The sequence below is a fragment of the Alteromonas naphthalenivorans genome, from assembly GCF_000213655.1.
GTDB lineage: Bacteria > Pseudomonadota > Gammaproteobacteria > Enterobacterales > Alteromonadaceae > Alteromonas > Alteromonas naphthalenivorans.
Genome location: NC_015554.1, coordinates 1,845,161 through 1,864,409, shown reverse-complemented (window position 1 = coordinate 1,864,409; position 19,249 = coordinate 1,845,161). Strand labels below are relative to the sequence as shown.

Sequence of the window (19,249 nt, the reverse complement as noted above, 5' to 3'; positions counted from 1 at the left end):
TTATTTACTTAATAACCTCGTTGAATTGGTGACCACAATAATACTACTCAGTGACATGCCAACCACGGCCATCCAGGGAGAGAGTAACCCCGACACTGCAAAGGGTAGAATGATAATATTGTAACCTACTGACCATGCAATATTTTGCTGAATTTTACGTTTTGCCTGTTTCGCCACAGAAAATAAGGTTGGCACCGATAGCAAGCTGTCTCCTAGCAAAATAACATCGGCGGCTGTTTTGGCCACATCTGTGGCGTTTCCTACCGCAACCGCCACATCTGCGCTAGCAAGAACAGGGGCATCGTTTATACCGTCGCCCATCATCATGACTTTGCGACCTTGCTTTTGCAAAGTATGCACCTGTGAATATTTTTGCTCCGGTGATAAGCCACCCTTTGCTAAGTTGATTGGTAAACTAGCAGTAAGTGCATCAACGTTTTTCTGTGTGTCGCCACTTAGCACCACTAATTGATGTTCATTCAGTGCGGTGAGTGTCGCTAAGGCATCTTGCCGCAAGCTATCATTTACGCAGAACGCGGCCATTAATACACCGTCGGCACACAAAAACACATTTGCCGGTATATCTACCTTTGAGGTGGTTGATAAATTACAAAATACGGCTGAACCCATAGTAAAAACTACGTTGTCTATCTCACCACTAATGCCGCCACCTGGTGTAACGGTAAATCCGTTCATGGTATTAGGCAGGGTTCTATGTTTTGACTTAACATTATCGTTGTCGAAGGCACGGGCAATAGGGTGCTCAGAACGAGACTCTAACAATGTAGTTAGCGCCATTACCTGCACTGGATCTACCCCTTTAGCAAACCAGCGCTGTTGCAATGAGAACTTACCTTCGGTCAGTGTGCCGGTTTTATCAAGGGCAATGGTATCAATATCGTTAAGTTGCTCTAAGGCGTCAGCACGCTTTAACAAAATGCCCTGACGATTCAGCTTCGCCATAGCGCAGGTTAACGCTGAAGGTGTGGCTAAGCCTAGCGCACAAGGGCAGGTTGCCACTAATACAGAGATGGTGATCCAAAAAGCATCTTCACTGCCCACAAACGACCAATAACTGTACGTTAAAGCCGATATCAGCAATACCGAGAACACAAAGTAACGGGAAAAGTTATCGGCAATCTGCGCAGCTTTTGGCTTGCTTGCCATGGCGCTAGCTTGTAAACGCACGATTTGATTGACCAAGGCATGCTTTAAGCTTTGGGTCACTTTAACCGTTAGTGTGCCATCTTGGTTTACTGTACCGCCGTAAACTACATGGCTGGCCGATTTACTGACGGGGTTAAATTCACCCGTTAACATAGACTCATCAACCGCAGCAGTGCCGTCTAGCACAATACCATCGACAGGGATGGTCTCACCGGGTTTCACTAGTACCACATCATTGGGCGCTAATTGCTTTGCAAGGATTTGAACGATACTGTCATCTTCTTCAATTTTAGCCGCTGAAACCGGAATGTATTGCATCATATTGGCTGAAATTTGCGCCGCACGGTGCCTGCTTCTATGTTCAAGGAATCGGCTTAACAGCAGTAGAAAGATAAACATGCATATGGATTCAAAATACACTTCACCTTGCTCAAGCAAAGTGGAACGTAAACCCGCAAAGTAGGTGCCAAATACCGCGAGGGTGACAGGCACATCCATATTCACGGTTTTTGCGCTTATTGCCTTTAATGCACTTAAATAGAACGCGCTTCCTGAATAAAGTACTACGGGGGTGGTAAGGGTGAGTGCAACCCAATAAAAGTATTGACGGGTTTCTTGTTCAATGGCACCAAACCAATCAAAATAAAGCCCTGCCATTAGCATCATCACCTGCATAGTCATGATGCCTGCCAAGCCTAACTTTTTAATAAACGATTTTTGCTCGCGTTTATAACTCGCTTCATGTTCATCTGGGTGAAACGGTGAGCCAACATACCCTATGCGTTTTAGTGTGGTGAGTATCTGGCTAAGTTTAATAACATCGGGTTCCCAGGTTATTAGTGCGCGACGCTCTTGAACGTTTACGGCGACTTGCGCAATACCTGATACTTTTGAAAGCTGCTTTTCAATCAGCCAACCGCACGCTGCACACGTTATGCCTTCAAGGGTTAGCTGTATTTGCTTGTGCTGTCCTTCGTCAAAAACAAACTCTTCTTGAAGGGCTGGGTCGTCATAAACGTTAAGCGCAGAAAGGCTTTCTAAGATACCATCGTCTGACTTTTGGGCTGGCTCAGTACGAAACTGATAATAATCTTCCAAGCCATTATCAACGATGGCTTGAGCAACAGCTTGGCAACCAGGGCAGCAGAGCTGCCTGGTTTCGCCTAATATTACTGCTTCATATTTGTGTGTTGCATCGTTAGGTAACGCGCAATGGTAACAAAGGTTTTCGCTCATTACGGATTAAACTTGATGGCGCCAGAGTAGGGAAGTTGCAGCGTATTTTGTACTTTCCAGCTGTCATCTACAGGAGAAAGCGAGACTTGCCATTTACCGGTTAAGTCCTTTTCCACAAAACCACGGTAAATACCATTAGCATCACGACTTAATAATACACTTGCATCACGCTCTTCGATGGTCACATGATAAAAATTCAATTTAAGGGCGTTTCCTTCTTGGGGAATACCTGAATGGAATTTTACTGCAATACTGCCATCAGTAATGGTTAACTCTGTTGTTATGTTTTTGCGTTTCGCGATGGCTTCTTTATCTAGCCGGGCATTAATGGCTTTACCTTCTTTGTAATAATCGTCTACTACTAAGCTGTCTTCGGTTGAAATAGCCAATTTCAATAACACGCCACCCATTACTAATGTAATTAGGGGAACCGCAATAAGGAACCAGGGCCAAAATTGTTTATACCAGGGTGTATTCATTAATTACATCAACTCGTTTACTACAGGAAAACCGGCGCGATAGGAAAAATAAGGCATCCAGTTGGAGAGGTGTATTTTCTCATAAAAAAAGCCCCGTGATAACGAGGCTTTTTAGCATTATTGTTGGTTATACGAATTTAGTCGTTAGAAAGACTATAAACGTACGATGCAACAACGTGGATTTTGTCATCACCCAAGGTTTTCTTGAATGAAGGCATAACACCATTTCGGCCGTAGGTTAGTGTTTCAGTAACCGCACGATGGCTTCCGCCATATAACCAAATGTTGTCAGTCAGGTTAGGCGCACCAAGTGCTTGGTTACCTTTACCGTCCATACCATGACAGGCAGCACATGCAGCAAAGCGAACTTTACCTGCATCAGCAAGTTGCTGGTCAACATCACGGCCGCTTAGGCTTAATGCATATTCAACCACTTCTTCGATGCCTTGCTCACCCATAACATCTATCCATGCTGGCATAGCGGCTTTACGGCCTAACGTTAGGGTTTCAACGATTTTTGCACCCGAACCACCATATAACCAATCGTTATCAGTAAGGTTAGGGAAACCACCGTTTTGGCCGCGAGCATCAGAACCGTGACACTGAGAACAGTTTTGCATAAACAAACGCTGTCCTACTTTATTCGCTTCAGGGTCGTTCGCTAGCTCCTCAACAGGAATTTGCGCATACGCTTCGAAAATTGGGTCGAACTTTTCAGCTGCATAATCCAACTCACGATCGTACTCTACAAACTTGCCTTGCTCTTTTGCATCGATACGCGCTTGCGCCGATTCTTCAAGCGTCAATATGCCTTGGTTTGAGCTCTTCCAGCCAAATAAGCCTTCGTATGAACCCAATCCAGGATAAAGGGCAAGATAGATAAAACCCCAAATGATTGTCATGTAGAACATGATTGTCCACCAACGAGGAAGTTGGTTATTCAACTCCTCGATGCCGTCAAATTCATGCCCCATTGATTCTCCTTCTGGCACGCCTGTTTGGTTAGACAAACACCAGCGCAGAAGGAAATAGCAACCAATGATTAACCCTAGGGTTATCACTGAAATCCATATTGTCCAAAACATACTCATAAGTTCGAGACTCCTGCTAATCTTCTTTTGATTTTTCTTTGTCTTCGTCTGCGAAAGGCAAATTCGCCGCTTCATCAAACTTTTGCTTGTTGCGACTACTAAAAGCCCACCAAACTATGCCAATGAAACTAACAAAGACGATGACAGTAAAAATGCTACCTACTATTCCTTGATCCATATTATTTCAAATGTGTGCCAAGAGATTGTAGGTATGCAATAAGGGCTTCCATTTCAGATTTACCCTGTACTGCCGCTTGTGCTCCCGCGACATCTTCGTCGGTATACGGCACGCCAAAGCCTTGGAAAACTTCCATCTTCTTGGCGGTTAACTTACCGTCAAGTTTGTTTTCTGCAAGCCATGGGAAACCAGGCATATTCGACTCAGGTACCACGTTACGCGGATTAAGCAGGTGAACACGGTGCCATTCATCACTGTAACGCCCACCAACACGTGCTAGGTCAGGACCAGTACGCTTAGAACCCCAAAGGAAAGGGTGTTCCCATACTGACTCACCAGCAACACTGTAGTGACCGTAACGTTCTGTTTCGGCACGGAACGGACGAATCATCTGACTGTGACAACCAACACATCCTTCACGGATATAGATGTCACGGCCTTCCAATTCTAATGCTGTATAAGGACGTAAGCCTGTCACTGGTTCCATTGTTTGCTGCTGAAACATCAACGGCGTAATTTGAACCATGGCACCGAAGCTAATCGCAACAAGGATTAGCACGGTTAACAGGCCGACATTTTTTTCAATTAACTCATGTGGATTTTTCATTATGTCGTCTCCTTATTACGCTGGCTGAGTTGTAACATCAGCAGCGATACTACCTTTAGGGGCACGAACGGTTTTCCATGTGTTGTAGGCCATGATAAGCATGCCAGTAACCACGAAACAACCACCAATGAAACGAACCACATAGAAAGGTTTAGACGCTTCAAGCGATTCTACAAAGCTATACGTTAATGTACCGTCAGCATTTACTGCACGCCACATTAGCCCTTGAAGAACACCTGACATCCACATTGCTACGATATATAGCACTACACCAATTGTTGCTAACCAGAAGTGAACATTAACAAGACGTGTGCTGTACATCGCTGGCTGACCAAACAGAATAGGTATTAAGTGGTAAATAGAACCAATTGATACCATGGCTACCCAACCTAGTGCACCTGAGTGTACGTGGCCGATAGTCCAGTCTGTGTAGTGAGACAGTGCGTTAACTGTTTTAATTGCCATCATTGGGCCTTCGAAGGTAGACATACCATAGAAAGACAATGAAACAATTAAGAAACGTAATACAGGATCAGTACGCAATTTATGCCATGCACCAGATAGCGTCATTATACCGTTTATCATTCCGCCCCAAGAAGGAACGAATAGAATGATAGACATCACCATACCTAGCGACTGTGTCCAATCGGGTAGGGCAGTATAATGTAAGTGGTGAGGACCAGCCCAAATGTACAATGAAATCAATGCCCAAAAGTGAACAATAGATAATCTGTACGAGTAAACTGGGCGACCTGCTTGCTTAGGAACGAAGTAATACATCATGCCCAAGAAGCCAGCAGTTAGGAAGAAACCTACTGCGTTATGGCCGTACCACCACTGCATCATGGCGTCTACTGCGCCTGCATACAATGAATAAGACTTAGTGAAAGACACCGGAATGGCCATGCTATTACCAATGTGCAATACAGCAACGGTAAGCATGAACGCCCCTAAGAACCAGTTCGCAACATAAATATGCGACACTTTTCGGATAACTAGGGTTCCGAAGAAGTTAATGATATAAGCGAGCCAGACTAGCGTAATCAATATATCGATTGGCCATTCTAGTTCAGCGTATTCTTTCGAGCTGGTTAAACCTAAAGGTAGAGAAACTACCGCTAATACGATAACGGCTTGCCAGCCCCAAAACGTAAATGCAGCAAGTTTGTCACTGAACAGTCTAACCTGAGAGGTACGCTGAACGATGTAGTATGACGTTGCGAACAACGCACAGCCGCCGAAGGCAAAAATAACGGCATTGGTGTGCAAAGGACGCAGACGCGAAAACGTTAGCCATGGTGTGTCAAAGTTAAGCATAGGTGCAAATAATTGCGCGGCAATAAATACCCCTAGGCCCATACCAATGATACCCCAGACTATGGTCATAATGGTAAATTGCCTAACTACTTTATAATTGTAGTCAGGTTGTGCTTGGCTTATTTCACTCATTTTAATGAATCTTCCACTTCAAATGAACTATGGTCTCCAACAGCCGTTCAAGTACGGTCTAGACATGCGAAAGCAACGGAATAACGCTTCACACCGAGCTCGGAAAGAGTAATAATTATAGTCTCCAAGCCAGTTGGTACGCGGATGATAAGGTTTTTAATTACAAAAAGATACCATAAACTACCTGAGCTTGATCTCCATCAATGAAGAAATATACAAAATTTAAGAAATGCTAAATAACAGTAACAAAAAGAGATCATTTTATTCACAAAGGTGGCTTACCCCGCTTTGCATTTTTCTCGTTGCAGTATGTGTATTTGCAGTGCATCAATACCAAATGTCCGCTATGCCTTCTTCGGGCTCCATAAAGGAAATAGGAGAGAGCTGTACATTTGTCAACGAGCACTGTGAATTTTTAATACATGGCAGGCATGCTTACGCGGAATTTTCAGAGAAAGTAGAACCTGAAACCTCTATTACCTTAGTACTCGATTTACCTGTAGGCACAAAGATAGAAAGTGCTTGGATAGAGGGCGTGAACATGTACATGGGTAAAGTGCCCGTGCTGCTTGAAAATAAACACAATGGCGAATGGTCAGGTTGGTTTATGTTGGGAAGCTGTAACGAAGAAAAAATGAAATGGCAATTGCGGTTAAATATAGAAGGTCAGGCAGCACCAAGCTACCTGAACTTCGAAACGACAATGTAGTATTAATTACATTTGAGACTGCAAGTAGTTAGACAAGCCAAGGCGTTTCACTAAGCCAAGTTGTTGCTCTAACCAATGGGCGTGATCGCGCTCGGTATCGTCAAGCAGAACAATTAAGATGTCACGTGTTACGTAGTCTTTTTCAGATTCACATAGCGCGATGACTTCTTTAAGTTTTGCATCTACTTCATATTCAACACGAAGGTCGCTCTCAAGCATTTCAGGTACATCTGAACCTACTTTAAAGCCAGTTCGCGTGACCATGTCTGGTACGCCTTCTAAAAACAGCATACGCTCGATAAGTTTAGTGGCGTGGCCACGCTCATCGTCAAATTCGTGATCGATACGCTCATAAAGTTTAGTGAGCCCCCAATCTAAATACATTTGAGAATGAATGAAGTATTGATCCATAGCGGCCAATTCGTAAGAAAGTAGCTCGTTTAGACCTTTAATGATGGTTTGATTACCTTTCATTAGTCATCTCCCATTACTTGCGCCTGAAGGTAGTTTTCAATACCCATAGCGCCAATTTGATATTCTTGAGTTTCAATCCAATCTAAATGATCTTCTTCGTACTCTAAAATTGATTCTAGGATGTCGCGCGTAACGTAATCCTGCTTCTCTTCGCACAGCGCGATAGTTTCACGTAACAGTGGTAGCTGCTCTTTTTGGAACCTGGCATCGCAGCTCAGCATTTCCTCAGTATCTTCACCAATGTAAAGTTTGCCCAACGCTTGAAGATTAGGTAACCCTTCTAAAAATAGAATGCGCTCAATCAACTCATCTGCTTGCTTCATGTCTTTAATCGACTTTTTGTAGTTCTTTTCATTGAGCTCTTGTAAGCCCCAATTCTTGAACATACGTGCATGCAGAAAGTACTGATTTATAGACGTTAACTCACTGGTGAGTACATCATTCAGCTTCGCGACGACTTGTTTGTCACCTTGCATAATAAAAACCTTAATTATCAATATGACGCTAGTGTAGAGTGAAAATACGTAAATGTCAAAAAATTACTGTAAAAACAATGGCATACAAATAGAAATGGTTATCACTTCATCCTTTGTTTGCATTAAGAATAGTCGACTATTTTTGTTGCGTATTTGCATAGGCTAAACTTTCTTCGGCAAAACCTAAACCCGCCTCGGTGAAAAAGTTAAATACTTTATCAACGCCTTGTTCTAGCAAATGATTAACTTCATCTTCATACCGTGCGATCGCTGCTACTTTACCGGTATAACCCGCGTTTCTAAGCTGACGGGTGATATTGATTGCATCTTGTATAGAAGGCAGCGCTAATAAAATTAAGTGAACATTTTTAAGTTCTAGGTTGTCCCACAAGTCTACATCTTCACCATCACCGCAAATAACGTTTAAGCCTTCGCTGGCCATCTGCTTTACTTTCACTCTATCGGCGTCCATACCCCATACACTCACCTCGGCAAGTTTAGACAGCGCATTAAACGCACCTTGCCCAACCCGTCCCATTCCCAATACTAAAAACTCAGCTTTGTGCAAAGCAGGGTAAATGTCTTCTTTAAGCCGGCGTTTTTTTTCGAAACGTTTAATCGTGTCTTTATATTTATGATATTGAGAATGCGAGGTGCGATACAGCACACTAGTAATAACGAAAGAGACTGACAATGAAAGTGCAATCACTACTAACCAGCTTTCAGCCAATAAACCCAGAGATACCGCAAGCGCGCCTACAATAAGTCCAAACTCACTAAAATTAGACAGCACTAGGCTGCTTAAGTAAGACGTTCGGCCTCGTAATCGAAGTGACGTAAATAAGCCAAAGAATAGGGTGGCCTTTATAGGGATAAACAAACAGAATACCAATGCGATAATAATCATATTGAAATCAGGAAGCGCGGTCAGCCCGATGGTAAGGAAGAAGCCTATCAAGAATAAGTCTTTGAAACTAAGCAACGATTTAGCAAGCTCACTGGCCTTTTCATGTTGCGCTAACATAATGCCAAATATCAGAGCACCTAGATCGCCTTTGATATTCACCAGCTCGAATAGGTGATAGCCGCCTAAGGCAAGAATGAACCCAGTAAGAGGGAGTAACTCTCCGTGACCTGACTTATTGATAACACGGTTAATAAGCGGCATCGCGGGAATAAGTGCCAACAACCCAAGTGCCCACACCGAAGGGAGTTTGCCTGTGGCAGCCACTAAAAATATAACAGCAAACACATCCTGCATAACCAAAATACCAATGGCAAGTCGGCCATGACGGGTTTTACTTTCACCGCTTTCTTCTAGCACCTTAATAACACAAACCGTACTGCTGAAGCTTAACGCAAAAGCAATCAGCGTAGCGCTTTGCCACGTTAGCCCTTCTATATACTGGCTGGCTACAGCAGCAATGCCATATACACCGCAAGTCACGATGCCCACCCAGATGAGGGTGTGGGTAATACTACCGGCCCATACTTCGCGTTTACTTAAGTCGCGAATGTTTAACTTTAAACCAATAGTGAACAACATGATGGTAATACCTAAGTTGGCTATCTTGGTAAGATCATCAGTGAGCGTGTAGCCTGAAAAGTTGAGTAAAAAACCGGCTATTAAATAGCCTACTAGCGGGGGTATTCCTATTAGCTTTACCGTTAAACCACACACAAATGCGAATAGAAGAAATGCATACTCCATGAATTACCTTTCACCCTTTTAATTGATTAGTACAATTATGAATCTCTGTAGTCCATTTTACCTAAAACATTCATACTTTACCTAGCGCTGTTAATCTAAGATGTTCAACTTGCTGAAGTATATATTAGTGTTTAGATTAGCATGTAATGAAACGTGAGCGAATGAGAAAAGGTAGGTGACGGAGTAGGTTAGTATTTTAGTTTAGGGAAATGGACATTACAGTAAGGCTTGTCTGATAAATAGTGAGTAGTAACGATAATATACTGCTTTAATAAACCCGAAATGGTTTTATAACAGTACACAACTGGGTAGACACCAACGGAGTAGTTATGCGAAAACGAATCTTAGGCTCACTAACAGCAATATGTACTATTAATCTATTGATAGGTTTTTATTGGCAGCCCGCTTGGTGGTTTTTGTTACTAACCGTCGCTTTGTTAGCTTTTGCCGTATATGACTCGTTGCAAACACAACACACCATTTTACGAAATTTTCCATTAATTGGCCGGACCCGTTGGACTATTGAAGCACTTAGGCCTTACTTGCAACAATATATCTTAGAGTCCGATACTGAAGGCGCGCCCATATCACGTATGTTTCGCTCTATTGTTTATCAAAGAGCAAAAGATAGCAGAGAAACTATTCCTTTTGGTACACAGCTAGATACTTACAAAGACGGGTATGAATGGATAGGGCATTCTTTATCCGCAAGGGATCTAGGCGAAATGAACCATGACCCACGTATCACTATAGGTGGCAAATATTGTAAACAACCCTACCATGCCAGTATCCTGAACATAAGTGCAATGAGCTTTGGTAGTTTGTCAAAGAACGCCATTTTAGCACTAAATAAAGGAGCTCAAAAAGGTAACTTTTATCACAACACTGGGGAAGGTGGACTAACTCCTTATCACTTAGAAAACAGTGGTGACTTAGTATGGCAAATAGGCACAGGTTACTTTGGCTGTAGAACAAAAGACGGCGATTTTGATGCTGACAAGTTTAAAGAAAAAGCCTGCCTTCCACAGGTAAAAATGATTGAGATTAAACTTAGTCAAGGCGCTAAACCTGGCCACGGCGGTATTTTACCTGCATACAAGAATACACCTGAAATTGCCAAAATTAGAGGGGTAGAGCCTGGTACACAAGTAGACTCGCCACCCAGACACAGCGCATTTTCAACGCCAATCGAAATGATAGATTTTATTACACAACTTCGCGAACTTAGCGGTGGTAAACCCATTGGTATTAAATTAGCGCTAGGGCGAAAAAGCGAGTTTGTTGCCATGTGTAAAGCTATGGTGAAAACCGGTGTAACACCTGATTTTATAACCGTTGACGGAGGCGAGGGCGGTACAGGAGCTGCGCCCCTTGAGTACACAAATTCCATTGGTTTTCCGCTAAGAGAGGCGCTAGCATTTGTAGACGACTGCTTAATAGGCTACGACCTACGAAAAGACATCAAGATTATCGCTTCTGGTAAAATCATCTCGGCATTTCAATTAGTTAAAACACTAAGTTTAGGCGCAGATGTATGTAATAGCGCTAGAGGGATGATGTTAGCGTTAGGCTGTGTTCAATCGCTATCTTGCAATACGAACAAGTGCCCGACCGGCGTTGCTACTCAGGATCCTAAGTTGACAAAGGGACTCGTAGTCGAAGACAAATTTGAGCGTGTTTACCGCTTTCACAAAAAAACGCTCCATGCGCTGATGGATATCCTTTCTTCAACCGGGCATGTAAGCACAAAGGAGCTAAATCGTACGCATATATTCAGACGATTAGATCAAGCTAACATTGCGCGCTATGATGAAATCTTTCCACTTGTAAAAACAGGTTCGCTATTGAGCGATGATATTCCAGAGCGCTTTAAACTACATGTGAAAGAAGCAAATGCTGATAGCTTCATGCCATGTAGTTTGCTAGCTGAAATTGAGGAAGAAACCAAATGTGTCTCTTAATCTCGGTCAATTATATCTTCCTCAGGCACGCGTAACTGGTACAACCGATATTCTGAAGTTCTGTAGGGAACAACCTTGTATTTAGGTTGCAAATAAGCAACTAAATCAATAAGTTCCTGAACAGTAAGTACATTGTTCATATTACGCATGCGAGACTCTCCATCTACGGAAGTCATACTAACAGGCTGTCTTCGCGTTAACTTATGTGACGGATTTATCACGCTGGTAACAAGCTCTCCATAAGTAGTGATCCTGCCGCTGCTTCCCCCTAGAGGTATTGGTTTGGGCACTAGATAAGCATGATCTTCTGGCATCGTTATGCCTTCTATTTGGTGACAGTCTGTACACTGGTACTTCTGAAATGCCACTTTACCAGCGTCTGCATTTCCCTCAGGTAAGCTAAACCCCCGAGGCGAGTCTGGTCCTAAATCGCATCCCGCCAATAACAACGCGATTAATGGTAATGCAGTAGTAAGTTTTGCCATGTTCACGACTCCAACTTTATTATTCTGAAATTTCATTATGGTGCAAAACTAGAACGGCGAATTGATTTCAATCAAAGAAATGTGAAGAGAAGTTAACTATATTGTGATTATCCACTCCCGTTAATGGAACGAACTAATGGACGATTACAAGACTGTTTTAGTACCTATAGATGTGTTTTCAGACTATTCGCAAATTTTAGCGAAAGCCCTGCGGGTAGCACCAGATCCAAAAAACGTTCATCTACTTTATGTGGCATTTCCACAGACTAACGTTGAGCCATACGGACTATTTTTGGAACGTGACTATTCACAAGACGTACAAGAACAAGCAATGACAAAATTGAAAGACATTGCGGCAATCAACAATATTCCAGATACTAACGTAAATGTAGAAATTGGTTCACCTGCAGATGAAATACATCACTTAGCTGAAAAGTTAAACGCCGATTTGATTGTGATAGGCACACATGGTCAAAGTGGTCTTCGGCTTCTACTAGGCTCGACAGCAAATGCTGTGCTGCACGGTGTAAAAAGAGATGTGTTAGCGGTAAAAATCTAAACACTGAGACATAGCGAATGACATTGATACCTGCTCTGAACGACTCTTAACATATCTGTCATTTAAATAAGTTAGTGTCTAGGAATTATGAATAAACACTGTAACGTTATGCCACCAAAGCGCTCGGGTTTTACTCGTTTATATTTTGCTACTATCTACTCTTATAGAGGAATAAAAGCGGCATTTTCCAGCGAAGCCGCGGTTAGGCAAGAAGTTGTAGCAATGGCAATATTACTTCCCATTGTGTTCATGCTTGAAGTAACAAACAGCGAAAGAGTGTTGTTACTCTTCTCACTGTTTGTCGTACTAATCACAGAACTACTTAACACTGCCGTGGAAAAACTATCAGACCACGTAAGTACTGATATGCACGAACTGATAGGGAAGGCCAAAGATATTGGATCGGCTGCGGTATTTATCAGTTTGATACTCGTGTTGGTAACATGGGGGATTATCTTGATGTAAAAATATTAAAAACGTAGATTTAATAAGATGTACGTTTATCTACAATAAGATGGCTAACCTATTACATAGTTTCTGGGCTTTTCTTTTCGTCGTAACATTGCTCGATTAACTCCACCACAGTACTACTTAAGTTCTTTAAATGTGATGCATCAACACGACTTTCACCGCCATGATTCAAATCGGAAATAGTGAACACCACATCCTCGCCGCTAGAATTCACATGAACGAGTACATTATCTTCCTCATCGACAAATGGAACTTTAATATAAAGCGGCTCATTGTTGTCAGCAAAGTAGTCAATGGCTTCATCAATTGAAGTAAATGCTGGTTTCTTTTCCGGATGAAGTGACCAAGTTTTAGATGGAATGACGAGCTCTGCAATTGTTTTACCGTGTGACGCGTTAATACCATTAGACATAACATTTCCTTTTTTAATACCTATGCTAGTTGGTACGAAGCTATTCGATAATTGGGTTCAATTTTGATAGCAAACACGGAAAAAGAAGTGAGAGATTTGAAAAAGAGGAGGGGAAAGACGGGAACGATCAGCATAAAAAGTTACGCGTAACTAAATGAGTGGGTTAACAGTATTAATATCAATAAGATATGCGATTGGTATTCTATCCCAAAGAATTACACAATTAGGACAAATAACGAGGTAAATCCAATATCGAGCACGGGCAGTTGAATGAAACCTAAAATTAACGTTTAAATTTTTCTGATAACTTAGCCATTCCGCCTCGTTTTACATTAGCTTGTTGCGTATAGTGACCAGGCATTTCAGGGGACTGCCAGCCTCCGGCCAATTGGAGTTCGGGCAAGGTAGCACCATTTTCTGCAAGTGAAACTGCGCCACCAACTCTGCCACTATGAGGCGTAATGTTTTCTTTTATTCCTGCACGGGCAGCAACTCGTTTCCATATTCGATAAACACTCGAATAATCGAGAATTGAAGATTCATATAATGGTGAATGTTGATGTGTATTTGGCTGTTCGTTATAAGGCAGCAGCGCATGCCCGCGGTTTGAAACACGGCGAAAAAGAATACCTTTGTTTAAACGGCGAGGATCATCAATTAGTCTTTCGCTCTGCGTCTTAGCATCAAAGTTAGCCTCTGCAATATATTCATCAACCATGTTGATAGTACTAGTAGAGATAAATCGATGTGAACCCTTGCCGCTTTGATCAGACTTTGATGTAACAACTAGCAATGCATTATTGCGTCTACTAATATGCTCAGCACATACACGTACTAGCTCATCAGCGCGTAAGAGTGCATCGAACATTAAGTTCATAATCGTTAAATCTCGCATTTCTAACAATGTGTCTGGAATAATTTTATTGTTTATTTCGTCCAATAAATCGATAGTAAGCGGAACGGCTTGGTTATGACTAAGTTGGAACTTACAATTTTCAATAAGTGACAAACGAACGAAGTCCCGCAGATACACCGATTGGATGATAGGATTCGGAAGTTTCGCAATGCCTAAAAATTTACTCAGCGCTGATAGGCGGCGTTTGATAGTTCTGTAGGCGAGGGGAGACTTACACAGTTCTTCTACATAGCGTTTAATTGCGTATTCGTTATGAGAGAAATCATCACTAAAACTGTCGATACGTTCTGACTGGCAGAAAATGGCGAAGTCGTTAAAGTCACTGATATAAGCGCGTTGGGTATTGCGAGGTAGCTTTGTAAATATGTCACGAAAATACGCATCAACATATTCAGCTCGTTCTGTATTGGTACTGTCACCATCGACAATAGACAGTTGTGTATTTGAACCAGGTTTGAATATAGACGACATCTAACTAACTCATTGTTTTCACGACAATTTGGCTAACTAATTTCATGCATGATAATTACAGTTATCATGCGTGAAATTACTGAAGTAGCCCTATATTACCCCGATTCTACACACTTACACTGTTGTTATATACAGCTGTAATGGTAATAACCACATTTTCTTTTATAATCGGCTATTTATTAAACGTGCGCTACGTGAAATTTAGCGGTATATACCTCTATTATGCGCTTAGATTTCACGTAGGAGCGCGTTAAGATTACTCAAGTTTCAACTTTACTGGGCCTAATATTACTCCCAACAATTAACATACTCAGTACTAGGTTAAGCGTATATTCAACTAGCATCACTTATCAATAAACACCTTACAGCCTGTATACGTTGTTTTTAGGCATAAAATATCCTCTCTAAAAGACACAATAAAAATTGATGCAACACACAAAGTATAAAATTTAAATTATAAAAAGGTTAGGTGTCTTACCAGCGGCAAGAAAAGTAAATAAGAAGTACTAGATAATCACCGCGTTAAATTAGATGCAGCTAAAATATGAATATCGTGTTGTTCAACAAATCGAATTATTAATAATAACCCTGACATTATCATTGATGCATAAACACGATAAGGGCTCGTTGAGACACACAAGCACCTGACTAATTTGTTTCCATATAAAAATACTCAACAAGCTTAATAAAGCCTTGTTAGTAATAACCATACGTATCGTATTAATAAAGCCGCCATAAATTATTAATAATGTTCGCCACGCTGCAAATTTAATAGTAAGTACATAATCCACGGTAAGCTTCTAATCATTTTCCTTAAGATTGTCCTTTAGAAAGTAGTTTCCATTTCAGCCAAATAAATTTAAACATATCGGTAAAACACACCTAAACCTAGGACAGGGAACAGTCTTAGTACTGGCCACAGCGGGATAGAGAGTTGGGAATGCATCGACACATGAACGCGCCTACCTACATAGATATCAATATCCTATTTAACATAATATACATTATGCGCAATTAAGTATATGAGGGTTTAGGGTAGTTGATGCCAGCCTTCTCGGTAGCTTTGTCGTGCGTGATGACTTACACACTTTTTTGCGTTTGCAGCTATTGCGTGGTTATGAGGTGTGTTTTTATAACGTGCGTGAGATTAAAATCTGAGGCCGCTTTGCGCGCATACGGTCACCGTATGCGCGTAGCGCAGCCTTAGTTTTCTATTAATTTGCAGGTCTATTAATTAGATTCAGTGTCCGGTCAACTTGATGACGGTAAAAAGATATATCGTCAACTCGCTCGTAATCTAGAATAAAGTCTGGCAACAACTGATGGTAAATTGCTGGCACAATTAAAGATGTATCAACCTTCGTTTGATAGATTTGGAAGTTCAGATTATCAGGACTAATATGCTCTATAATATCGTCAGTTAATTCTTGTATTACTTCACCACCATAGCTTTCACCTTTAACACTATAAGCATCCAGTAATTTACTTCCTAGGTATTCAATACCGAACCAGTTTTCTGATTCTTCCTGTAAATAATCTAAGCTAAATACACAGTAATTGTTTTGCCATTTACACAGGCAAACAATGGATTCTTTATTGAAATCGGCATGCCTGGCATAGTCCATTGCTTTGTTTAAATTCATTGTGCTTTTCTCGATTGGTGAATCAGATTCTTTGAATACGCCCAGTCCGGAACCTCAGCTGGTTTGGCTTCTAATATTCTAAACAACGGAACTACATTTGATTTCGCAGGTTCGCATGGCCTTAAATCGATATTGATCCCATATTCCATTAACGATTTTCGTTGCCGGTAATATGTGGCTTTCGACATCATACTTCTTAGGTCATGGCCCTCAGTCCATAATGTTTAAGTTGCTATTAATTTATTAGGCAGCTTTGCCGTGATTTCATCAGTTAATCTTATTTGGTCAGTCATTTCTATTTTACCTAAGTACAGGTTGAACAACTGGCGAACTCGATTGGGTGTTAAGTCTTTCGCTTGCGTAATATCGAGCTTTTCTAGTTCTTTGCGGTGTAAACGCAGCTCGATACGCAACTTGTTTTCTGCCCAATTTTCGATGCCGATATTAGTTAATTGCTCAGGTAACTGTCCGGTTTTAGTTCTGATTTCTTCGGCTTTGCAATACAGTTTAATTGCCCAGCGCTCAGAGGTTTTTCCGAAGTAAAGCGTTCCTCCCTTGGTGGTTGGTCTGCCGTGACGTGTCTTAGCTTTAAACTCCATGGCGCGGATAAATGCTAGAACATCACTGCGTGATGGTAAGTTGAACGAGTAATTTATGTCGGTCATTCCAAGGTTATAATTACCGCTACGGATAGCAACTCGCTCTGGTAATGTTGGTTGAAGCTTGAACTGGTCTGCAATAATGTTGAACGTGTCATAAACAAGCGTAAGCAGATCGTCAGAGCCAAATACATTGTGATTGTGACCTTGAAGGAATTTAGAAGGGTTGCCGCTTACCCATAAATGGGTTGCGTTGCCCTGCCCGTCTGCGCCTTCACTCTTAATAGATATTCGCTTGTCATAACTGCCAACAGCATGATTTCTTTTTGGGCTGCGCCATTCAATTTCACCATGTTCGTCCATGCTAAAAACTTCTCCAGCATTTAATGGAGCGTGAACAATTGGCAAAGAGGCACGAACCCAATCAATCATTGGATATTTACCTGTACGGTTCTCATTTTGAGACAAAAGTCGGGTATTACTAGACTTCCCAGCTCGCTGTAATTTTTCACTCTGCAAAACCTGTCAATACACTTATATGTGAAATACAAATACACATGTAAAGCAAGTCAAGCTTTATGGTTTAAAAGCGTGGTGTATGATTCTACGTACACGTGAAATAAGAGTGTTAAAGTATTTTTATAGGCGAAAATGTTAGGGCGTTAAGGTTACAAAGGGCTAATCCAATCACAGTTTGCAAGCGCATCAGCGATGCAATTAACGCAGGTTTCAAGAGTTGTGAACGGCGATACAGATCCAAAGGCGTCTACGCTTAATAAGATCATCACTTGCTTAGGCTGCACAGCTAATGATATTTTCAATAAACACAGCGAGTGACAGAAAATGAATTTAGAAGAATTAATTTATGCGAAGGATATACTCACAGGCATGGACATTAAAACCGTTGCAGTTTTATCGCGCTTGCTTGATAACCACGCGTTGTTTATTCAGCAGGTACAAGACACTTACAAGAATGACCCACATCCACAGGCTGCAGCAATGAAAAAGCGGGCTTGAATTTAGAGAAATACGGCATTAAAGAATAGGCCATCGTTTCCCCTGCTCTCGCGTTGTATTCGTCCGGTTTAGCAGGGTGGCCATGACTCTTTATTGAACGGAGTCAGGCCGTTGGGTGAAGAAGATTCTGCATTTATACCTAGAAGAACGCTTCCGTTCACTTCATGCCGGCTGGGCATAAAAAAGCCCTCAAATGAGGGCTTTTTTGCTTATTTACTAGTTTTAAAATAAATCTCAATCGTCTTACAAACCCTATTCACAAAGAAGTAGGCTATTAATAAATAAACAACTGTAGGATCGACTGTTATCATGTTTTCTATAAACTTTAATGCTTCGTTTCGCATAACGATTTTGCCGTTGTCTGTTTGCGCGCGAGGCTTGGGCAATACAGCCCTTTTATTATATTTTCTTCTACAACGACTAGCGCTCGTTGGTATATCGTCCACGTTTCACAACATTGAAAATATTCTTTAATTATACCTAATTGGAAGTACAATTTGTGAACTATTTTTGAGCGCGTTATAACTATGAATAAACCAGTCACTTTGACCACTGACCAACAGCTAAGTTTGGTACGCATGCCGTAATTGCTTATACAGCTTGCCGCCACGCAACTTGTCTTGCTGTACTTAGCCGTAAACCCACTCATGACTGACTGGGTGGCCAAGAATTTTTCCTACACCTGCAATCTGCTCGGGACTCCATTTCTGACTCAACCCAAACTTAACAAGATTCATCGTCAGGACGGGTATTCCATATTTCGCTGCCTGACATCGTCGTTTCATCGTCTTAGCCTGCGCAACTTCAGGCAAGTAGTGATTCTTCCGAATTCTGTTACGCCGTACTTCACGACCAATCCTGCTGTGGCTCACTTTAAGCCGCTTATTAATATCCCGGTAGCTGAAACCCTCGTGTAAGTAGGCCTCGATCTGGTATCGTTGGCCTTCGATCAACTGCTTGTAACTCATGATAATACTCATGATTGTTTGGCGACTACAGAGTACCACCAACAGGCAGTTGATCTCTTGTCACCGTTTAACCATGAGTGATGCACTTATTATCTGAATTCGGGGCCTTGGGTATCTCCAGAATTTACGTAGCGACACCTTAAATTTGGAATATTTTTTATATTAAGTAC

At 41.7% G+C, this 19,249-nt stretch carries 19 protein-coding genes and 2 pseudogenes; 6 read left to right on the top strand and 15 right to left on the bottom strand.

The annotated features are described in order from the left end of the window. The 6 genes from AMBT_RS08020 to ccoN all read right to left on the bottom strand — a co-directional run bounded on the left by AMBT_RS08020 (nucleotide 1) and on the right by ccoN (nucleotide 6,207). Nucleotides 1-2,403, bottom strand: a complete 2,403-nt coding sequence (locus tag AMBT_RS08020) for a heavy metal translocating P-type ATPase (protein WP_013784117.1) — start codon at nucleotides 2,401-2,403, stop codon at nucleotides 1-3. After that, nucleotides 2,403-2,882 carry a FixH family protein gene (locus tag AMBT_RS08015; protein WP_013784116.1) on the bottom strand — a complete coding sequence of 160 codons (480 nt, stop codon included), beginning with the start codon at nucleotides 2,880-2,882 and terminating at the stop codon, nucleotides 2,403-2,405. The genes AMBT_RS08020 and AMBT_RS08015 overlap by 1 nt, the downstream gene beginning before the upstream one ends. Before the next feature lie 137 nt (nucleotides 2,883-3,019). Then, entirely contained in the window at nucleotides 3,020-3,973 is a 954-nt protein-coding gene (gene ccoP / locus AMBT_RS08010) for a cytochrome-c oxidase, cbb3-type subunit III (protein ID WP_041452524.1), read from the bottom strand. Nucleotides 3,974-3,989: 16 nt separating this feature from the next. Continuing rightward, nucleotides 3,990-4,151 (bottom strand): cbb3-type cytochrome oxidase subunit 3, encoded by a 162-nt coding sequence (locus AMBT_RS08005; protein WP_013784114.1) that lies wholly within the window; start codon nucleotides 4,149-4,151, stop codon nucleotides 3,990-3,992. 1 nt (nucleotide 4,152) lies between these two features. Further along, nucleotides 4,153-4,758, bottom strand: a complete 606-nt coding sequence (gene ccoO / locus AMBT_RS08000; RefSeq protein WP_013784113.1) for a cytochrome-c oxidase, cbb3-type subunit II — start codon at nucleotides 4,756-4,758, stop codon at nucleotides 4,153-4,155. Between the two features lie 15 nt (nucleotides 4,759-4,773). After that, nucleotides 4,774-6,207 (bottom strand): cytochrome-c oxidase, cbb3-type subunit I, encoded by a 1,434-nt coding sequence (ccoN, locus tag AMBT_RS07995; RefSeq protein WP_013784112.1) that lies wholly within the window; start codon nucleotides 6,205-6,207, stop codon nucleotides 4,774-4,776. A 322-nt stretch (nucleotides 6,208-6,529) separates the two neighbouring features. Between ccoN and AMBT_RS07990 the strand changes: the two genes are divergently transcribed. Continuing rightward, nucleotides 6,530-6,916 carry a hypothetical protein gene (locus AMBT_RS07990; RefSeq protein ID WP_232363206.1) on the top strand — a complete coding sequence of 129 codons (387 nt, stop codon included), beginning with the start codon at nucleotides 6,530-6,532 and terminating at the stop codon, nucleotides 6,914-6,916. Nucleotides 6,917-6,922: 6 nt separating this feature from the next. Here AMBT_RS07990 and bfr (AMBT_RS07985) read toward each other — a convergent pair whose 3' ends face one another. From bfr (AMBT_RS07985) to AMBT_RS07975, 3 genes are all read right to left on the bottom strand, one after another. After that, a complete protein-coding gene (gene bfr, locus AMBT_RS07985) occupies nucleotides 6,923-7,390 on the bottom strand; it encodes a bacterioferritin (protein ID WP_013784110.1) in 468 nt (155 codons plus the stop codon). Continuing rightward, complete coding sequence (bfr, locus tag AMBT_RS07980) at nucleotides 7,390-7,866, bottom strand: bacterioferritin (protein ID WP_013784109.1); 477 nt, start codon at nucleotides 7,864-7,866, stop codon at nucleotides 7,390-7,392. The genes bfr (AMBT_RS07985) and bfr (AMBT_RS07980) overlap by 1 nt, the downstream gene beginning before the upstream one ends. Nucleotides 7,867-8,002: 136 nt before the next feature. Then, a complete protein-coding gene (locus AMBT_RS07975) occupies nucleotides 8,003-9,577 on the bottom strand; it encodes a cation:proton antiporter domain-containing protein (RefSeq protein WP_013784108.1) in 1,575 nt (524 codons plus the stop codon). A gap of 329 nt (nucleotides 9,578-9,906) precedes the next feature. Here AMBT_RS07975 and AMBT_RS07970 point away from each other — a divergent pair, with 329 nt between their 5' ends. After that, complete coding sequence (locus AMBT_RS07970) at nucleotides 9,907-11,538, top strand: FMN-binding glutamate synthase family protein (RefSeq protein ID WP_013784107.1); 1,632 nt, start codon at nucleotides 9,907-9,909, stop codon at nucleotides 11,536-11,538. Here the strand turns inward: AMBT_RS07970 and AMBT_RS07965 are convergent. Next, nucleotides 11,535-12,023, bottom strand: coding sequence for a c-type cytochrome (locus AMBT_RS07965; RefSeq protein WP_013784106.1), 489 nt, complete (start codon nucleotides 12,021-12,023; stop codon nucleotides 11,535-11,537). The two genes, AMBT_RS07970 and AMBT_RS07965, sit on opposite strands and share 4 nt — an antisense overlap. A 136-nt stretch (nucleotides 12,024-12,159) precedes the next feature. Between AMBT_RS07965 and AMBT_RS07960 the strand changes: the two genes are divergently transcribed. Together AMBT_RS07960 and AMBT_RS07955 are read left to right on the top strand one after the other, a co-directional pair. Continuing rightward, complete coding sequence (locus AMBT_RS07960) at nucleotides 12,160-12,582, top strand: universal stress protein (RefSeq protein WP_013784105.1); 423 nt, start codon at nucleotides 12,160-12,162, stop codon at nucleotides 12,580-12,582. Nucleotides 12,583-12,669: 87 nt separating this feature from the next. Beyond that, nucleotides 12,670-13,047: a diacylglycerol kinase gene (locus AMBT_RS07955; protein ID WP_013784104.1), complete on the top strand. Its 378-nt coding sequence runs from the start codon at nucleotides 12,670-12,672 to the stop codon at nucleotides 13,045-13,047. Nucleotides 13,048-13,108: 61 nt separating this feature from the next. Here AMBT_RS07955 and AMBT_RS07950 read toward each other — a convergent pair whose 3' ends face one another. From AMBT_RS07950 to AMBT_RS07930, 4 genes and pseudogenes are all read right to left on the bottom strand, one after another. Next, the gene (locus AMBT_RS07950; RefSeq protein WP_013784103.1) at nucleotides 13,109-13,465 is read right to left on the bottom strand and encodes a hypothetical protein; all 357 of its coding nucleotides are present in this window, start codon (nucleotides 13,463-13,465) and stop codon (nucleotides 13,109-13,111) included. 283 nt (nucleotides 13,466-13,748) lie between these two features. Beyond that, nucleotides 13,749-14,852: a tyrosine-type recombinase/integrase gene (locus AMBT_RS07945; protein WP_013784102.1), complete on the bottom strand. Its 1,104-nt coding sequence runs from the start codon at nucleotides 14,850-14,852 to the stop codon at nucleotides 13,749-13,751. Nucleotides 14,853-16,066: 1,214 nt separating this feature from the next. Then, a complete protein-coding gene (locus tag AMBT_RS07935) occupies nucleotides 16,067-16,495 on the bottom strand; it encodes a hypothetical protein (RefSeq protein WP_013784100.1) in 429 nt (142 codons plus the stop codon). Continuing rightward, a pseudogene (locus AMBT_RS07930) lies at nucleotides 16,492-17,526 on the bottom strand (phage/plasmid replication protein, II/X family). The gene AMBT_RS07935 and the pseudogene AMBT_RS07930 overlap by 4 nt, the downstream one beginning before the upstream one ends. Before the next feature lie 279 nt (nucleotides 17,527-17,805). On the opposite strand from AMBT_RS07930, the gene AMBT_RS23160 reads away from it, so the two are divergent. Together AMBT_RS23160 and AMBT_RS22590 are read left to right on the top strand one after the other, a co-directional pair. Then, nucleotides 17,806-17,931, top strand: coding sequence for a helix-turn-helix domain-containing protein (locus tag AMBT_RS23160; RefSeq protein ID WP_083820142.1), 126 nt, complete (start codon nucleotides 17,806-17,808; stop codon nucleotides 17,929-17,931). A 6-nt stretch (nucleotides 17,932-17,937) separates the two neighbouring features. Continuing rightward, nucleotides 17,938-18,111 (top strand): hypothetical protein, encoded by a 174-nt coding sequence (locus tag AMBT_RS22590; RefSeq protein WP_013784097.1) that lies wholly within the window; start codon nucleotides 17,938-17,940, stop codon nucleotides 18,109-18,111. A 569-nt stretch (nucleotides 18,112-18,680) separates the two neighbouring features. Here the strand turns inward: AMBT_RS22590 and AMBT_RS07925 are convergent. After that, nucleotides 18,681-19,079 (bottom strand): annotated as a pseudogene (locus AMBT_RS07925) (transposase); the annotation flags it as partial. Nucleotides 19,080-19,249: the final 170 nt, after the last annotated feature.